12 protein-coding genes are annotated in these 15352 nt (G+C 59.7%); 5 read left to right on the plus strand and 7 right to left on the minus strand.

Annotation, left to right across the window (positions count from 1 at the left end):
- Positions 1-245: 245 nt before the first annotated feature.
- The 3 genes from AS026_RS07180 (at position 246) to AS026_RS07190 (ending at position 4386) form a co-directional block, all read left to right on the plus strand.
- Complete coding sequence (locus AS026_RS07180) at positions 246-1433, plus strand: acyltransferase family protein (RefSeq protein ID WP_062369175.1); 1188 nt, start codon at positions 246-248, stop codon at positions 1431-1433.
- A 3-nt stretch (positions 1434-1436) separates the two neighbouring features.
- Positions 1437-2540: a glycosyltransferase family 2 protein gene (locus AS026_RS07185; RefSeq protein ID WP_062369176.1), complete on the plus strand. Its 1104-nt coding sequence runs from the start codon at positions 1437-1439 to the stop codon at positions 2538-2540.
- Positions 2541-2601: 61 nt separating this feature from the next.
- Positions 2602-4386, plus strand: coding sequence for an ABC transporter ATP-binding protein (locus AS026_RS07190; protein ID WP_062369177.1), 1785 nt, complete (start codon positions 2602-2604; stop codon positions 4384-4386).
- A 112-nt stretch (positions 4387-4498) separates the two neighbouring features.
- On the opposite strand, the gene AS026_RS07195 is transcribed toward AS026_RS07190, so the two are convergent.
- Genes AS026_RS07195 through AS026_RS07220 form a run of 6 tightly spaced genes read right to left on the minus strand, consistent with a single transcriptional unit; the run spans position 4499 to position 10741 of the window.
- Positions 4499-5776 (minus strand): BatD family protein, encoded by a 1278-nt coding sequence (locus AS026_RS07195; RefSeq protein ID WP_062369178.1) that lies wholly within the window; start codon positions 5774-5776, stop codon positions 4499-4501.
- The gene (locus AS026_RS07200; protein WP_062369179.1) at positions 5773-7326 is read right to left on the minus strand and encodes a VWA domain-containing protein; all 1554 of its coding nucleotides are present in this window, start codon (positions 7324-7326) and stop codon (positions 5773-5775) included. Before AS026_RS07200 ends, AS026_RS07195 begins: the two co-directional genes overlap by 4 nt.
- The gene (locus AS026_RS07205) at positions 7323-8312 is read right to left on the minus strand and encodes a vWA domain-containing protein (RefSeq protein ID WP_062369180.1); all 990 of its coding nucleotides are present in this window, start codon (positions 8310-8312) and stop codon (positions 7323-7325) included. The genes AS026_RS07200 and AS026_RS07205 overlap by 4 nt, the downstream gene beginning before the upstream one ends.
- Positions 8299-8811, minus strand: a complete 513-nt coding sequence (locus AS026_RS07210) for a DUF4381 domain-containing protein (protein WP_062369181.1) — start codon at positions 8809-8811, stop codon at positions 8299-8301. Before AS026_RS07210 ends, AS026_RS07205 begins: the two co-directional genes overlap by 14 nt.
- Positions 8811-9767 carry a DUF58 domain-containing protein gene (locus AS026_RS07215; protein ID WP_062369182.1) on the minus strand — a complete coding sequence of 319 codons (957 nt, stop codon included), beginning with the start codon at positions 9765-9767 and terminating at the stop codon, positions 8811-8813. The genes AS026_RS07210 and AS026_RS07215 overlap by 1 nt, the downstream gene beginning before the upstream one ends.
- Positions 9764-10741, minus strand: coding sequence for an AAA family ATPase (locus AS026_RS07220; RefSeq protein ID WP_062369183.1), 978 nt, complete (start codon positions 10739-10741; stop codon positions 9764-9766). The genes AS026_RS07215 and AS026_RS07220 overlap by 4 nt, the downstream gene beginning before the upstream one ends.
- 352 nt (positions 10742-11093) lie before the next feature.
- Here AS026_RS07220 and AS026_RS07225 point away from each other — a divergent pair, with 352 nt between their 5' ends.
- Positions 11094-12065, plus strand: coding sequence for a sugar-binding transcriptional regulator (locus AS026_RS07225; protein WP_100248133.1), 972 nt, complete (start codon positions 11094-11096; stop codon positions 12063-12065).
- 64 nt (positions 12066-12129) lie between these two features.
- Positions 12130-14184, plus strand: a complete 2055-nt coding sequence (locus AS026_RS07230; protein WP_062369223.1) for a bifunctional aldolase/short-chain dehydrogenase — start codon at positions 12130-12132, stop codon at positions 14182-14184.
- A 115-nt stretch (positions 14185-14299) separates the two neighbouring features.
- On the opposite strand, the gene AS026_RS07235 is transcribed toward AS026_RS07230, so the two are convergent.
- Positions 14300-15352 carry a substrate-binding domain-containing protein gene (locus AS026_RS07235; RefSeq protein ID WP_062369185.1) on the minus strand — a complete coding sequence of 351 codons (1053 nt, stop codon included), beginning with the start codon at positions 15350-15352 and terminating at the stop codon, positions 14300-14302.

A 15352-nucleotide genomic window follows, 5' to 3' on the forward strand; every position in this document is an offset into this window, starting at 1 on the left:
TGGAGGATCAGTGCCGACACGCGAAGCACCGAGATCGAGGCAAGCCTTGTCGCGGAGGCATCGGACCAAAGTCTGATCACACGCCAGGGTCACAGTTTGGCCCGATTCCGCCAGAATTTTCGCGCCTGCGTCGATACTTCAGTTCGTCTCGTCCGGGACGGCACAATCAGCAGCAATGCGAGCTGCAAGAATGCCATCGAGGAAGGCTCTCGCAAGGAGCGGGTCCCGATCGGCCAAGGAGATTCATGTCTCGCGACCGGCAACTGGACGGACTTCGGACTCTCGCAGTCACAATGGTCCTCTATCACCATTTCTTTGCGGTCAATGGATCAGTCCTGGGCCATCTCGGCGTACGCCTGTTCTTCGTCCTCAGCGGCTTTCTGATAACCCGGCTCCTGCTGGACGCACGTTCCTTTGCCGACTACCAGCCGCGTGCGGCGCTGAAGGCATTCTACATTCGCCGCGCACTGCGCATATTTCCTCCTTACTTCGCGATGTTGGCCTTCATATGGTTTGTCAACCTTGAGGGCGCCCGGGGCAGCCTCAAGTGGCACGCGCTGTATCTGTCGAACTTCTGGTATGCGCTTCGAAACGAATGGACGCCCTGGGTGTTGTGTCACGCCTGGAGCTTGAGCATCGAGGAACAGTTCTATATCGCCTGGCCTCTGGTGATCCTGCTGGCTCCGCGCCGGCTGATTGCGTCTGTTTGCGTCGCCGTCATAGCGTTCTCGCTGGCCTATCGCCTCTATTGGCCATTTACGGGTACACCATCTCTGGCGCGAGACCTCCTTCCTCCAGCGTCCGTCGATGCGCTGGTGGCCGGCGCTCTCCTTGCCGTCTACCGCAGGAAAACCGAGGCTTGGCCCCGGTGGATTGGGCCCCGATGGATTGGGCCCCGATGGATTGGGGTAAGTGTCGTGCCCTTAACCATAGCCTCGATCACGGTCCTGTGGTTGAAGTCGGTGTCCATGACACCGACCCTGGAATGGGTGACATGGATCGGCGGGGAAGTGTTCCCCCTCATCCCCCTCGTCATGCTGGTCGGGTGCTGCTCCTCGGGCATGCAGGGGGCATTCGGCCGGATGCTGGAAAGCCCGACGAATACGGCCATCGGACGTATGAGCTACGGGGTTTACCTATTTCATCCGGTTGTGCTGTCGCTGGTCGTCAAGGCTCAGTCCTGGATCCCGGTCAATGTCTCAGAGCAGGGGCCCGGTCGTTTTGTGGTTGCGACCGCAGCGACATTGATGCTGGCTTCGATTTCCTGGCTGGCATTCGAGAGGCCGCTCAACCAGCTCAAGCGCTATTTCCCCTACGTCAGCTCCGCCAGGCCGAGCACGCCGTCGTCCCGGCCGAGCATTGCCGGCGAGCGGGGGTATGAGGCTTCGGCCTATCGCCCGAGCTACGCCAACCCTGATGAACGCGGGAGCTGAAGGATGTCTGATCCACTGATCTCCGTCGTGCTGCCGGTCTATAACGGTGAACCTCATGTTGCCGCCGCACTCGAAAGCATTCTGCGCCAGGACTACACCCGCTTCGAGGTCATCGCTCTTGACGACGGATCGACCGATGGCTCGCTGGCGGTCCTCCAACGATATCAAAACGCCGACAATCGCATCCGGATCGTCTCGCGGGAAAATCGTGGGCTGATTGCGACGCTGAATGAGGGAATAGCCTTGGCGAAAGGCGATCTCATCGCCAGAATGGATGCGGACGATATTTCCTACCCGTCGCGCTTCTCGCGTCAGGTCGCGCTCTTTGCCCGACAGCCTCAGCTCGCCATCAGCGGCACCGGCATCGATCAGCTTCTCGGCAACCGGGTGGTCCGCGGCAGGCCAAATCCAATCTATCAGACCGGCGATTGGCACATCTTGTCGATGTTTTTTACCATCTTCTTGCATTCGACAGTGATGTACAACCGCAATGTCATTCCCGAAGACATGCTGGTGTACGATGCAGGCTATGTCCATGCCGAGGATTTCGATCTCTTCGGACGCATTGCACGGCAATTTCCAGCAGCGATGATCGATGAGAGCCTGGTCGCCTATCGCATTCATAGCGACAGCGTCTCAAGCAGGCACAAGCGGCAAATGCGGCGAACCCACCTGAAGATCGTGGCCGAGAACCTTGAACGACAGTCTCTCTGCGACGATCCCGGCGCCCTTCACGATATTGGTGCTGCCGTCACCCATGACACCGTGCGCCGCGCTGCGGATTGCATACTCACGATCGAAAGAAAAATCGCCGAGCAGGCAGGCCGCGCGTCCTCGAGTTATGCGCATGGAACCTTGTGCTTCTTCTATTTCCTCTATCAGCTCATTATCGATGAGCAGCGCCCGGAGCTGACACACGCCTTTCTCACGCAGACGGGAAAGTGGCGGCTGATCCGGCGTCGAGAGCGATACGGCCTTCTTTCCGCCGCTTATGCACCGTGGCTGTGCCGTTTCTCGGACGGTGCAACCCGGCGCATGGATCTCATGACGCGGTACTATCAATCGGTGCCCGCCAAGTCCGTACAGCCGCTTCAGGGGCTAGCATGATGGCCGGAAAGTATCGCGAATTCCCGCGCGCACGCGTTCATCACTTGCCGGGGTCACAGCCATGCTAGAGTTCGCCAAGTTGAGCTTTCGGCTATTGCGTCAGGCACTCGGCCGGCGGGTCGGTCTGCTGGTGGTCGTCGTCATACTGGGACTAAGCACCGCCGTTCTCGAAGGTACGGGCATCGGTCTCATCATCCCAATGCTCAGCATTATCGCCGGCGGGGCGGAACCGTCGGGAATGGCGGGGCTCTCAGCGGTCTTTCAGCAAGTCGGTGCCGGGTTGGATGAGCGGGCAAGGCTGATTGTGATTGCCGCCGCCATCCTCGGATTGATCACCCTGAAGAATGTGCTCGCCTTCGCCAACGCTGTGCTCACCAATTTGATCTACGGCAGGGCCGGCCATGCCATGCGAAGCTCTCTTGCCCGCCAGCTTTTGACGGTTGGATACTCATTCTTCCTCCAGCAAAGTCCGGGGCGATTGCTCAACATCATATCAAACGAGTCCTGGCGTGCTTCGGACGCAATCCAGACCACACTTGCAGCGATCGTAAACGCATCGGCTGTGGTCATTCTGCTCGCCTTTCTCCTGCTTCTTTCATGGCAGATGACGCTTGGCGTTGCACTTGGGCTGGTAATAATCCAGGCCCTGCACGCGCTTCTTTCAGCCAGCCTCAGAGCCCCGAGCCGCAAAGTCACGTCGTTCAACGGTGAACTTGCCGCCAAGATGCTTCATCTCGTTCACGCCGGGCGGCTTATCCGCGCCTTCGGACAAGAACAGCGCGAGAAAGCAGTCTTCGATACCTCTTCGGATGCGGTCAGAGAGGCTGGCTTCGATCTCCAATCCCGCCAGGCGGTATTGCCGCCACTGACAGAGGTGCTGCATTCGGCTCTCTTTTTGACTGTCGTCGTCAGTGCCTGGCTTTGGGGTATAAGCTTTCCTGTTATCGTGGCCTTCGTTGTCTTGCTTTACAGGCTGCAGCCGCATGTTCGCGCGCTGCAAATGGCATGGAGCGCCGTGCAAGGCTGGAGCGGGTCCCTGGAAGAGGTCAGATGGTTACTGGATCCGTCCGACAAGCCGAACCCACCGGCAGGCGATGCTCCGGTTCAGGCCCTCCGTCAGCACATCAAATTCGATGGCGTGACGTTCAAGTATCCGGGCTCCGGCTCGCGACCCGTCGTGCTGCGCGCTGCGTCCTTCGATCTTCCCAAAGGTCATTCAACCGCCATAATTGGACGATCCGGCGCCGGAAAGACGACGATCGTCAATCTCCTATGTCGCTTTGTCGAACCTGACGGAGGAAACATTCTGGTCGACGGCACCCCACTCAATCAAATCGATCCGATGCAGTGGCGGGGACAAATTGCGCTCGCCAGCCAGGATCTCGAGCTGATTGACGGCACCATTCTCGAAAATATCACCTATGGCCACAGCGCTTCGCTTGAAGAGGTCAAGAACGCAGCCAGACTTGCTGAAGCGCACGAATTCATCGAGAAGCTGCCAGATGGATATGAGACCGTTGTCGGCTACCGGGGAGCCACCGTTTCGGCGGGACAGCGACAGCGCATCGCGCTGGCAAGGGCCCTGGTGCGCGATCCGGAAATCCTCATTCTGGACGAGGCCACGAATGCAATGGACGGACTGTCGGAGGCGGCGATTGTCGAAACCTTGAAATCAAGAGCCGGTCGGCGCACGACAATCGTCATCAGCCATCATCGCAGCACCATCTCGTTCTGCGACGAAGTCGTCATACTTCAAGATGGCCGCGTCAAGAACCAGACCTCCTTTGCCAAGATCGCGACATTGAGCATGGACCAGCTCTACGAGCTTGAAAAGGCTTCCTCTTAGGTGTTGGCGCATGCCCACCACCGCGGCCAGCAGGTCACCAGAAGCTCGCATTCCCCGATAACGTCGCCAGTGGACGGTCTCCACCAAAGGCGAACCATCCTATGGCTTCCGATCAAGGATTGAGCGGCGGAAGCACGGGGGACGCGTCCAGGCGCGCTGGTCGGCGGTAGTCAACGACCGCGGCCAGTCGCTCCCTGTCGATTTCAGCACGCCCCGATCGGAACAGCTTTTGAGAAAGAATGTCGACCTGGCGCTGTAGGTCGGCGGGGCCGAAACGAACCCATTCCTCCAGCGTGCCATTCCCCAGACTTCGGCTCCAGGTTTGGAGACCATTATAGATCTCTTGCTCGCTCCCCGAGCGGATGAGTTGGCGGAGCCGCTTCAAGCGGTAGCCGTGCGATGCCTGGTGTTTCAGGCCTGCATTCTGCAGCAGACTGTTGATCACCGGCCAAAAGCGTAAGCCAGCCCACAACACTCCCATCGCCGCCAACAGCCCCATGATAGCCAGGGCGACTTTCTGTCTGATGACGTGGGGCGCCTGGCGTCGTACGTCATCCAGTACAGGCTTGATCGGCGTCATGGCGACGGCGGGAGCGACGGCAACCATTACCGACGGCAGCGAAGCGGATGTCTGCTCATGGCGCGCGATATCGAACCAATCATAGGAAACCGCAGGGATTGTAAACGACCCTTCCCTGTCCGCGGTGTACACATATGTTTCGGTTCGGCGGCTTGCCGTCTCGCGCCCGACGGGGATGCCGTCTTCGATCTTCGGTTGCTTCTGGTATTGACGCAGCCCCGAAACGGTCCCGCCCCCAACCGGGGGTATCATCATGGCTTGCGTGTTTTCCGCCGTCACCGTGATTGTTCTGACAAGAGCATCGCCGACCTTGAGCGACGGGGCGCTCGGGTCGAAAACCTGTTCGATCGTTAGATCGCTGGCTGCGAAGACAACCCTTTGCCCAGCGGCCCCGGATGCCTCTCCGGCGTTGAACGAAACAGAAGGCATTTTTACCGTTGCCTTTGTCGGCTTTCCATCGACCGAATAGCCCAACCCGATGTCGATCTCAGGCAGAACAAACTTTCCCGGCGCCTGCGGCACGACGGCATAGGATTTCCGAATTCCGGAATATTGAACGCCGTCTTTGGTTTCACTGATGTTCTGCGTCCGCTCTTCTGGAAGAGTGACAAGAGCGTCTGGAACATCAAAAAGAGGAAACTGCGGAGGCGAGGTAAAGAAATCAGGCGCGAACACATCGACATCAACTCGCACCTGCTGCCCGGGCACTATGTTGCCGTTGTCTTCGACCGTGGCGCGCGCAAAGGGTTCCGCTCCCCAGGCCAGGGCCGGTAAAAGCAAAAGAAAGACACCCGGCAGAAACGTCATCATGGCTTGGTCTCACCCGCCTCGATGGCAAATTTTCGCGCCATGAGATCGGCGGGGCTCACCTGAATGTTCTTCATCCACATCTCCGACGTCTGTTCGACGGTCTGGACCTCGCCTGCCTTGCCCTTGTCGGCTTTATTGTCAAATTGAACGCTGTCGGGCTTCTCGTTCGGATCCTGCTGCTGCTCCTGCTCCTTGTCTTTCTGTATCTTCAGCAGTCGCTGCGCGATTGTCAGGTTTCCTTGCGCGTCGGACCAGTCCTTCCGTTTTTCCAAGGCCTTTTGGTAGGCCGAAACCGCCTCCTCCAGATCTCCCAGATGAAAGAACGCGTTTCCCTGATTGTACCAGCTCTCCGCGCTGTCGATCGACGCAAACGCATCGATGGCATCCTGATAGTGGCCGGCACGATAGAGCGCCGTCCCCTTCCACATGGGATCGCGGAAGTGCGCGGAGGCCGATGCATAGTCTCCTCTCTCATACGCAAGACGGCCCTGCTGATCGGGTGTCAGCCAAAGGTCCATGAACCCGGCTGCTCCCGCGGACGAAGGTTGAAGCAGTTGAAAGCAGAGCCCGATCGCTGCGAACTTGACCAACCAGCCTCGCCGAAACGAAAGCGCTGATAGCGCCGCCGCCGGTGCGATGAACCACCATCCGACGTCGTGCCAGCGATCTCCCTGGGATGTCGTTTGTTGAGCGAAATTCGTCCTTACGCGCTGCCCGACCCACCTGATGTCGGTGTCATCGTCCGTCATCGTCGCGACATCCGCTCCAGCGTCATTCGCGAACTTCTTCAGAGCTTCCACATCCAACTTGGCATTGATCCGAGCGCCACCCGCGTCATTGACGAAGCTACCGTCGGAGCGCTTGACGACGCCACCCTCCGGGGTGCCGACACCGAGAATGACAATTGCGCTATGCAGCCCGTCGGACGCGACTGTCGCTCGCGCCTCGACGCCGTCGGTAACGAGGAGGGTTGTTCCGGGAGCTCCATCCCGTTGAAGCAGCCCATCCGCGAGTTTCAGGGCCGCAGGGGTATTCCTACCGGACTTTGGCATAATGTCTGTGGCGAGCGCATCGGTATAGGTCTCGATGAGGTCGGTGTCATCGGTCAGAGGGACCACCAGGTGCGCCGTACCCGCGTAGGCGACGACAGCAGTTCGTGCGCCATTCCGGCCAGCCAGAATGTCGTGGATCTTCAGCTTGACCCGTTCAAGCCTGCTGGGGGAGACGTCGATGGCGTCCATCGTCGGCGAAAGATCAATGGCAATGACCAGGGAAGCCGTGTCGGCAACGAAGGGAGGGGCTTCGCGTTTCCAGGTCGGTCCGGCAGCGCCTAACACCGCTATCGAAATCACGGCGGCCAACATCCAGGCTGGCATATACCGACGTCGCCCGTCGGGCTCGATCACGAGGCTGTCGAGCAGGTGCGGCGCGATCATGCCCTTCCAGCGATTGCGAATATCTCCTGAACGGGATGCCATCCAGACGATTGCCGGCGGCGCCAGAAGAGCGAGCAGCCACAGAGGGCGCAGGAAATGAAAGTCGGAGATCATGCCGGCAATCTCCTGCGAACAAGGCTATACAATCCGGTTAGACCATACCAGGCGAGCATCGTGGCGATCGCTCCGCCCAGCGGCCAGAAGAACAGCTCGGTTCTGGGACGCCAGGACAGCTGCTTTTGGTCCTCAGGCGTGATCCGATCAAGCTCGTCGTAAATCTCCTGAAGCTGGCTTTGATCACCCCCAAAGAAGTAGCGGCCTCCAGTATCAGTGGCGATCTTCTCGAGCGACGCGGTGTCGAGTTTGTCCTCCCCCGTCGCCGCAGGGTCGCCAATACCGACCGTGTGGATGACAATCTGCTTGCTTTTGGCGATGCCGGCAGCTTTCAGAGGCGGCATCTTGCTGGCTGTATCGTTCCCGTCGGTCAGTAGTATCAGGACCTTTTGCGGCACCGTTGTCTTCTCAAACATTCGGATGGCGAGCCCAAGCGAATCCCCCATTGCCGTGCGCGGACCGGCAATGCCGGGCAAAAGGCTCTCCACGAGGTTTTTGACAAGGGCGTGGTCCATCGTGAAGGGAGCAAGGGGATACGGCGCGTCTCCGAAGGCGATCAGCCCGAGGCGATCCCCAGGTCGTCTGGATACGAAATCGGAAACAACGGTTCGAACTGCCTCGACGCGCGCCTTTGACGTACCGTCGGGCGCGGCGAAATCGCGCGTATCCATCGATTGCGAGAGATCGAGCGCGAGCAGGATGTCTCGCTGCGGTTCGGTCTTCACGACCGGTGGCTCGACATATTGCGGCCGGGCCAGAGCGAGAACGATGAGGCACCAGGCGATCAGATCGACCGCGACCTGCATCCAGGACCTCTTCGGCACGACGGAGCCCTCGGTGGGCTCCACGCCGGCGGCGCGTGCGACCTCGTTGAAAAATGGGAGGCGGATCGAGGCGGACGTTTCACGATGCGGGGGCAACAACCACCACACGATCAGGGGAGCCGGCAAGATCAGGAGCAGCCAGGGGAAATCAAGCTGGTACATGGTGCCCCTCGATCCAGCGTCGAGCGTCGCGAACAAGTCCGTCTGCAACCTCTGTGGAAACCAGCGTAGCCGCCTGGTATTCAAGATCGTCAAAGAACCGCTGAAATGCTTCCCCATTCTTCATATTGCCATGCTCGACAAGAAACGCTGCCCAAGCCAGCCCGGAGGTCGCGGCAACATCCGGTCGCGGCCAAGCCGCCAGAGCTGTACGCTTGAGCAATTCACCAAGGTCGCAGAGTGCCCGCGCGCGTTTATCGGCGTCACGAACCGCGACCTCTATTGCTTCAAGGTGCTTCAAGGCTTCTCGGCGGTAGGCATTTTTCCGCCACCGACGATAGGCGAGCGCGCACCACAGCAAGGTTGCAAAGAGCAGGAGCAGCGCGACAATCAGCCAGCCCCAGGTTTGAGGCATCCAGGAAACCGGCGCGGGAACCGCGATGTCCTTCAGCGAACGAAGCGCCATTTCGGTGATGGGGTCGAGTTTGGGTTCGGAGTCCATCAGCGCCTCCGCTGACGCCAGGCGGATTGCTCAAGCAGGCTTCTCAACTGTGGAGCGACCTCTTCTGCGGTGGAAATCGGAAGCATCGGAAGGCCGAGTTGCCGTTGCCATTCCCGCAATTCGCGACCGCGATCACGGGCAAAGGTGTCGATGGATTGGCGCACGGCTGCTTGTCTGAACGAGAGCTCCGCCTGCAGCGCACCGCCGCTCACCACAATATCTCCGGTTGTCGGCAATTCGAGCATGAACGGATCGTAGATCAACAGGCAGATGACATCGTTGCGGCTTGAAAGCTCGAGAAGGAGCTGCCGCGTTGTGTCCCCATGGCCATCGTAGTCGCTGACCACAACCAAGAGAAAATCGTGATGTGCGACGCCCGCGACCTGCCGGAGAACGTTGTCCAATGCCTCGGGTGATGGCACCCCCGCATAGGTGGACTTCAACATCCCGTTCTTTTCGGCGATCCTGTCCGCCAGCGCAATCACGGCATTCCGGCTGCGGTGCGGCTTGATCTCGCTGATGTCTTCATCATTAAACACGAAGCCGCCGACGCGGTCACCGGACCCCAGGATGCGCCAGGCCGCGAGCATCGCCGCTTGCGCGGCTGCTACCGATTTCATCGCGAAGCGACTGCCAAAGAACATGTTGATGCGCTGGTCCACGACAACAATTGCAGGACGCTCCTTTTCCTCGCCGTAGACCCTAACGACAGGCTTCCTCGTTCGGGCGGTGACGCGCCAATCGATCGCGCGGACGTCGTCACCGGGGAGGTACTCTCGCAGCTCTTCGAAAATCAAACCCCGGCCACGCACCGAGGACTGCATGCGCCCCGCAAGCTGCTGATGGCTACGCGCACGCTGTATGAAAGCCAGGTCGCGCGCGCGTCCCTCCAGGGCAACAAGTTCCTGGGTCGTGACATGTATGCCGTTCCCGATGCTCGGTGTCGGGGCCTTCATGAGACTGCCACCAATTCAGTGATGCGATTGATCACCTCATCCGCGCTCGTATTAGAGGCATGCGCCTCATAGGACAGAATAAGGCGATGGCGCAGGACGTCGTTGACGACCGCCTTGACGTCGTCAGGCGTCACATAGTCGCGCCCCTTGAGCCAGGCATGCGATCGTGAAACCTTGTCTAGGCTGATGACGCCGCGCGGGCTCGCCCCGACATGCAATAGCTTGGCGAGATCCTTGTCGTAGCGATCCGGGTACCTCGTGGCTATCACCAGAGCGACGATGTATTTCTCCACCGGCTCTGAAACCGCAGTGGCACCGATTTCCTTCCGCGCGTCGAATATTGCCTGGGGATTGAGTCTCGGGGCATCGGCGTGCTTGTCTTTGTTCTGCCCTGCATTCTCCTCGTCGCGATTGAGGCGCATGATTGCGGCCTCGGACGTCTCGTCGGGGTAGCCGACTTCGACATGCATCAGGAAGCGGTCAAGCTGAGCTTCCGGCAAGGGATAGGTGCCTTCCTGCTCGATAGGGTTCTGCGTCGCCATCACCATGAAAAGGTCGGGCAGCGGATAGCTTGTGCCGCCGACGGTCACCTGCCGCTCCTCCATCGCTTCCAAAAGCGCGGATTGGACCTTGGCTGGCGCGCGGTTTATCTCGTCGGCGAGGATAAGGTTTGCGAAGATCGGTCCCTGCTGAAATTTGAACTCGCCCTTTCCACCTTCGGAAAAATACACCTCCGAACCCGTGATGTCGGCGGGAAGCAGATCCGGCGTGAACTGCACGCGTGACAGCTCTGAATCGAGGTTCTTCGCCAGGCTCTTGATCGCTCGCGTCTTGGCAAGCCCCGGAAGACCTTCGACAAGCAGGTGCCCGTTTGCAAGGAGACCGATGATCAGCCGCTCGACCATTGTGTTTTGACCAATGATGGATTGGCTGACCCGTTTGCCAAGCTCGAAAATATCGTCACGCGCCGTCATTCAGACTTCCTCCGATATCCGGCGGCGAGGGAGCCGACCTCCCCCACCACCATCCGTATCGAGTTTTGCCTTCAATTCGTTGCGACTGAAGTACGCAACGGTAAATCCACCGGAACCGGGCGTAACATTCCAACCCTTGTGCAGGTGGATGGCCATTGGCTCCGCCTGCCGGCAACGCGGATCGGTTGCGGCGCAAATCCGCGGCTGCTAGGTGGCGCTTGCCCATGCCTGACGAAGGTTGCACGGCAACGTTGACACGGCTGTAACGCAAGAAATAAGCAACAATCATGCTGTTTGACTTTTGTCAGCGCGCATGAATAATGTCGAAATCAATCATTCTGGAACGATCCGCATGCCAATACGCTCTACCGACCAGGTCCTTCACAAGGCCGCCTGGCTCTACTACACACACGGCATGCGGCAGGATGAGGTAGCAAAGCATCTTGACATCTCCCGCGCCTCTGTTGCGACCTACCTGCGGCGCGCGAGGGAAACCGGCATCGTCAACATCGCGACATCAACGCAACTCTTCGCAGACGACGTGTTGGCCCGGCAGTTGGAAGACGCAGCTGGACTGAAGGCAGTCTGGATTGTTCCAGAAGACAGGCATGCCCTCGACCCAACGGCGGAAATGCCTGTCGTCGCCGCGGCGGTATTCCTGGAACTGATCGGCAAGGATGACAGAATTGGTGTTGCCTGGGGCCGGACCGTCTATCACATCGCCGACGTCATGCCTTTTGCGGACCTGCAGGGGGTGACCGTCGTCCAGCTCTGCGGCAATCTTGGAGCGCCTTATTCATACCGACCGGATCAATGCACCACGGAAATAGCAAGGCGGCTGAACGCCCAGGGTATCAACTTCTATGCACCGCTCGTTCTCAGTTCGGAAAGGCTGGCGCAGGAGTTGCGTCAAGAGCCCGTGATTCAGGAACAACTCGCGACCATCCCCCACTGCACACTTGCCCTTTATTCAGTCGGCGGGATTGAGGCCGATAGCCATTTGGTAAAGTGCGGTGCGTTGACGGCTGAGGAGTTGCGAGTGCTCGGAGAGGCGGGCGCGGCAGGCGTGATCGCCGGCCAGGTGATCGATCGAGACGGGCAATTGATGGATTGCGCCCACAACCGTCGCTGCATCTCGGCCGACCTCGATTCGATCCGGTCCATTCCGAAGCGGATGATGGTGGTTCAGGAAGATGAAAAGCTCGAGCCGCTTGTAGCCGCCATCAAGGGCGGATTTGCGTCACATCTCATCGTCACAGCCTCCATGGCTCGCCGCCTGCTCGAGCGCTTGGGCAGCGCCACTGTGGCCGCCAAAACGGAGTGATTTCAGCTTATGTCAGACAAGGCGGCGCCTTGGCGCCTGCTTTGCGCGAGTGGAGGAGGACATGATGGAAAATCTTTGGCGCGACAGTGATGCCGAAGCAATGGTCGAAGCTTACGGTCGGAGGGGCGTCAACCGTGACCTGGCGCTCCGGACCTATACGACGCGACTGCTTGGCAGCGAACCTCGGTTGGTATTGCATGGCGGTGGCAATACATCCGTGAAAACGGCCGTCCGCGATCTGATCGGCGAGGACTGGGACGTCCTTTGCGTCAAGGGCAGTGGTTGGGATATGGGAACGATCGAACCCGAGGGATTGCCCGCCGTCAAAATCGCACCGCTGCTGAAAGCGCGCAAGCTGCAGAAACTGTCCGACGAGGACATGGTCACGCTACAGCGGGCCAATCTTATCGATCCCGCCTCCCCCAACCCCTCTGTCGAGGCGCTCCTGCATGCGTTCCTGCCGCATAAATTCGTCGATCACACCCATTCGACGGCAATCCTTGCCATTGCCGACCAGGCAAGAAGCAAGGAGATGAGCTCAGAGGTTTTTGGCAAGAAGATGGGCTTCGTGCCTTACATCATGCCTGGCTTCGCGCTGGCCAAGGCCGCTGCCGAGGTCTTCGATCGCGATCCGAGCGTGGAGGGCCTGATCCTCGACAAGCACGGCATATTCACCTTCGCCGACACGGCAAAACAAGCCTATGACCGGATGATCCACTATGTGACGTTGGCTGAGGACTACGTCCGTCGTCGCGGCAAGACTCCATTCACGTCTGGACGCCTACCGCAACAGACGGCGGCGGCCAATGAGATCGCTGCAATGTTACGCGGCGCAGTCGCTGTCGCCCGCGGCGAAGGCCGGTTCGACCGGATGATAAGCGAGTTTCGTGTGTCCCCGGCGATCCTTGATTTCGTCAATGCGGCAGAAGTTAAGGACATGGCGGCGCGCGGCGTTTCAACACCGGACCTCTCCATCCGGATAAAGACCGGCCCGCTTGTGCTGCCGCCTCCAGCGGCAGGCAAGCTCGCGGAGTTCCGGTCGGTGATCGATGAGCGCGTCGCCGCGTTTGTCGCCGCCTACACCGCGTACTTTCGCGAGAACGATGCTCGCGACGACGTGAAGCGCACCATGATCGACCCTATGCCGCGGCTGACTTTGGTTCCCGGCGTCGGGTTGTTCGGCCACGGTCGCACGCTCAGGGATGCACAGATCGCAGCAGATGTCGGTGAAATGTGGATCGAGGCCGCGCGCGACGCGGAATCCATCGGCCGCTTCGAGCCGGTCAGCCGGCCGGATCTCTTCGATCTCGAATACTGGTCCTTGGAACAGGCCAAGCTTGCCGGCGCCAAGCCGAAGCCTCTCACAGGGCAGGTGGCCCTCGTTACCGGGGGGGCCGGCGCGATCGGCGCGGCGACTGCAAAGCTTTTCGCGCGTGAGGGTGCCCACGTCGTGGTCGCCGATCTCGATGCGGCCAAAGCCGGCGACGTCGCCAGGGCGATCGGTAACCAGTCCATCGGCGTCGCCTGCGACGTGACCGATCCGGCTTCGGTTCGCGGCGCCTTCGATAGGGCCATCTCGACCTTCGGCGGCGTCGATATTGTCGTCTCCAATGCCGGCGCGGCCTGGGAGGGAGCGATCGCGACGCTCGATGACAGCCTCCTGCGCAAGAGCTTCGAACTCAATTTCTTCTCACACCAGCTCGTTGCGCAAAATGCGGTCCGGATCATGAAAGAACAGAGGACTGGCGGTGCACTGCTCTTCAACGCCAGCAAGCAGGCGGTCAATCCAGGCTCCAAATTCGGTGCGTACGGATTGCCCAAGGCGGCTACGTTGTTTCTGTCGCGGCAGTATGCTCTGGAACATGGAGCCGATGGAATCCGCTCCAACGCCGTCAACGCCGATCGCATTCGTTCCGGTCTACTGAACGATGAGATGATTGCCAACCGGGCGGCAGCGCGCGGTCTGTCGGCGCAGGATTACATGGGCGGCAACCTTCTCGGCCAGGAAGTAACTGCCGATGACGTGGCGCAGGCATTCCTGCACCACGCGTTGGCCGACCGGACAACGGCCGATGTGACAACCGTCGACGGCGGCAATATCGCCGCAGCGCTGCGTTGACGCGATTTGCTCTCCTGCTTCAAACAGGAGAGCAAATGGCCCGCCGAGGCTTTTGCTGACCCTAACAACACGTAAGACGGCCCGAAGGCCGCCTCGCATTTCCTCAGGTGTCTTATTACTTCTTGTTCGGCAGCGGCATCCAGGCTGGAACGGCCACATCAGCATGAGCGAACTGCGGCAACTTGGCGCCAAGTTCTTCCATATTCTTGATATCTGCGTCCTTCAGGTCCTTCTGCGTGATCAGCGTCGGCGGGACAATCACATTGTGGCCCGGATCTTCGCCGGCAAGCAGCATGGCAAGCGCGCGTACCGAGACCTGGCCAACGACGGCGGGGTTGGTAGCGGCTGTAGCTGCCCAGGCGCTGTCCTGCTCGCGCATAGCGGCGATATCAGACGTCGAAATATCGGCCGAATAGATCTTCACGCTGGTTGAAAGACCAGCTTCGTCCACCGCGATCTTCACGCCCTTGGCGAACTCGTCGTAGGGTGCGAACATCACCTGGACGTCAGGATTGGCCGACAGCACGGAGCGTGCCTGGTTGGCGACGGAGTTTGCGATCGGATTATCCATTGTTCCGAACATCGCCGCTTCATTGATGCCCGGGTACTTTGTCTTGAACTCCTTCCAGGTTTCGTCGCGACGATCGAGCGGCGCAATGCCAGCGACGTAGACGTAGCCGGCCTTCCAGGCGTCGCCATTGTCCTTGACCGCCTGCTCAAGCGCGAGGCGCGCCAGATCGCGGTCCGATTGCTCGATCTGCGGGATCTTCGGGTTCTCGACGTTGACATCGAAGGCAACGACCTTGATGCCAGCGTCAACAGCACGCTTGGCGGCTTCCTTCATCGACTCCGTAAGGCCATGCTGGATGATAATGCCATCGACCTTCAATGCAATTGCCTGATCGACCATATCAGCCTGCAGCGCCGCATCCTGGCGGCTATCCAGCACGCGCAGATCGACACCCAGGGCCTTGGCCTGCGCCTCAACGCCAGACAGGTACGACTGGAAGAAATCGCCGGTCGACAGATAGCGCACGAGAGCGATCTTGACTTGGCCAGGGTTGTCGAAGGGCTTGGGCATGTCGGCCGAAAGGGCAAAGCCCGAGAAGGCTGTCGCTCCCATGAGGCCTATTGTCAGCTTGCCGAGTGTTCTACGCGTAATCTTCAT

The organism is Rhizobium altiplani (genome assembly GCF_001542405.1).
GTDB lineage: Bacteria > Pseudomonadota > Alphaproteobacteria > Rhizobiales > Rhizobiaceae > Rhizobium > Rhizobium altiplani.

Bases quoted from the DNA above. Each gene is read 5' to 3' on its own strand.
- AS026_RS07180 (WP_062369175.1), top strand. From the start codon at position 246: ATGTCTCGCGACCGGCAACTGGACGGACTTCGGACTCTCGCAGTCACA.
- AS026_RS07185 (WP_062369176.1), top strand. From the start codon at position 1,437: ATGTCTGATCCACTGATCTCCGTCGTGCTGCCGGTCTATAACGGTGAA.
- AS026_RS07190 (WP_062369177.1), top strand. From the start codon at position 2,602: ATGCTAGAGTTCGCCAAGTTGAGCTTTCGGCTATTGCGTCAGGCACTC.
- AS026_RS07195 (WP_062369178.1), bottom strand. From the start codon at position 5,776: ATGATGACGTTTCTGCCGGGTGTCTTTCTTTTGCTTTTACCGGCCCTG.
- AS026_RS07200 (WP_062369179.1), bottom strand. From the start codon at position 7,326: ATGATCTCCGACTTTCATTTCCTGCGCCCTCTGTGGCTGCTCGCTCTT.
- AS026_RS07205 (WP_062369180.1), bottom strand. From the start codon at position 8,312: ATGTACCAGCTTGATTTCCCCTGGCTGCTCCTGATCTTGCCGGCTCCC.
- AS026_RS07210 (WP_062369181.1), bottom strand. From the start codon at position 8,811: ATGGACTCCGAACCCAAACTCGACCCCATCACCGAAATGGCGCTTCGT.
- AS026_RS07215 (WP_062369182.1), bottom strand. From the start codon at position 9,767: ATGAAGGCCCCGACACCGAGCATCGGGAACGGCATACATGTCACGACC.
- AS026_RS07220 (WP_062369183.1), bottom strand. From the start codon at position 10,741: ATGACGGCGCGTGACGATATTTTCGAGCTTGGCAAACGGGTCAGCCAA.
- AS026_RS07225 (WP_100248133.1), top strand. From the start codon at position 11,094: ATGCCAATACGCTCTACCGACCAGGTCCTTCACAAGGCCGCCTGGCTC.
- AS026_RS07230 (WP_062369223.1), top strand. From the start codon at position 12,130: ATGGAAAATCTTTGGCGCGACAGTGATGCCGAAGCAATGGTCGAAGCT.
- AS026_RS07235 (WP_062369185.1), bottom strand. From the start codon at position 15,352: ATGAAGATTACGCGTAGAACACTCGGCAAGCTGACAATAGGCCTCATG.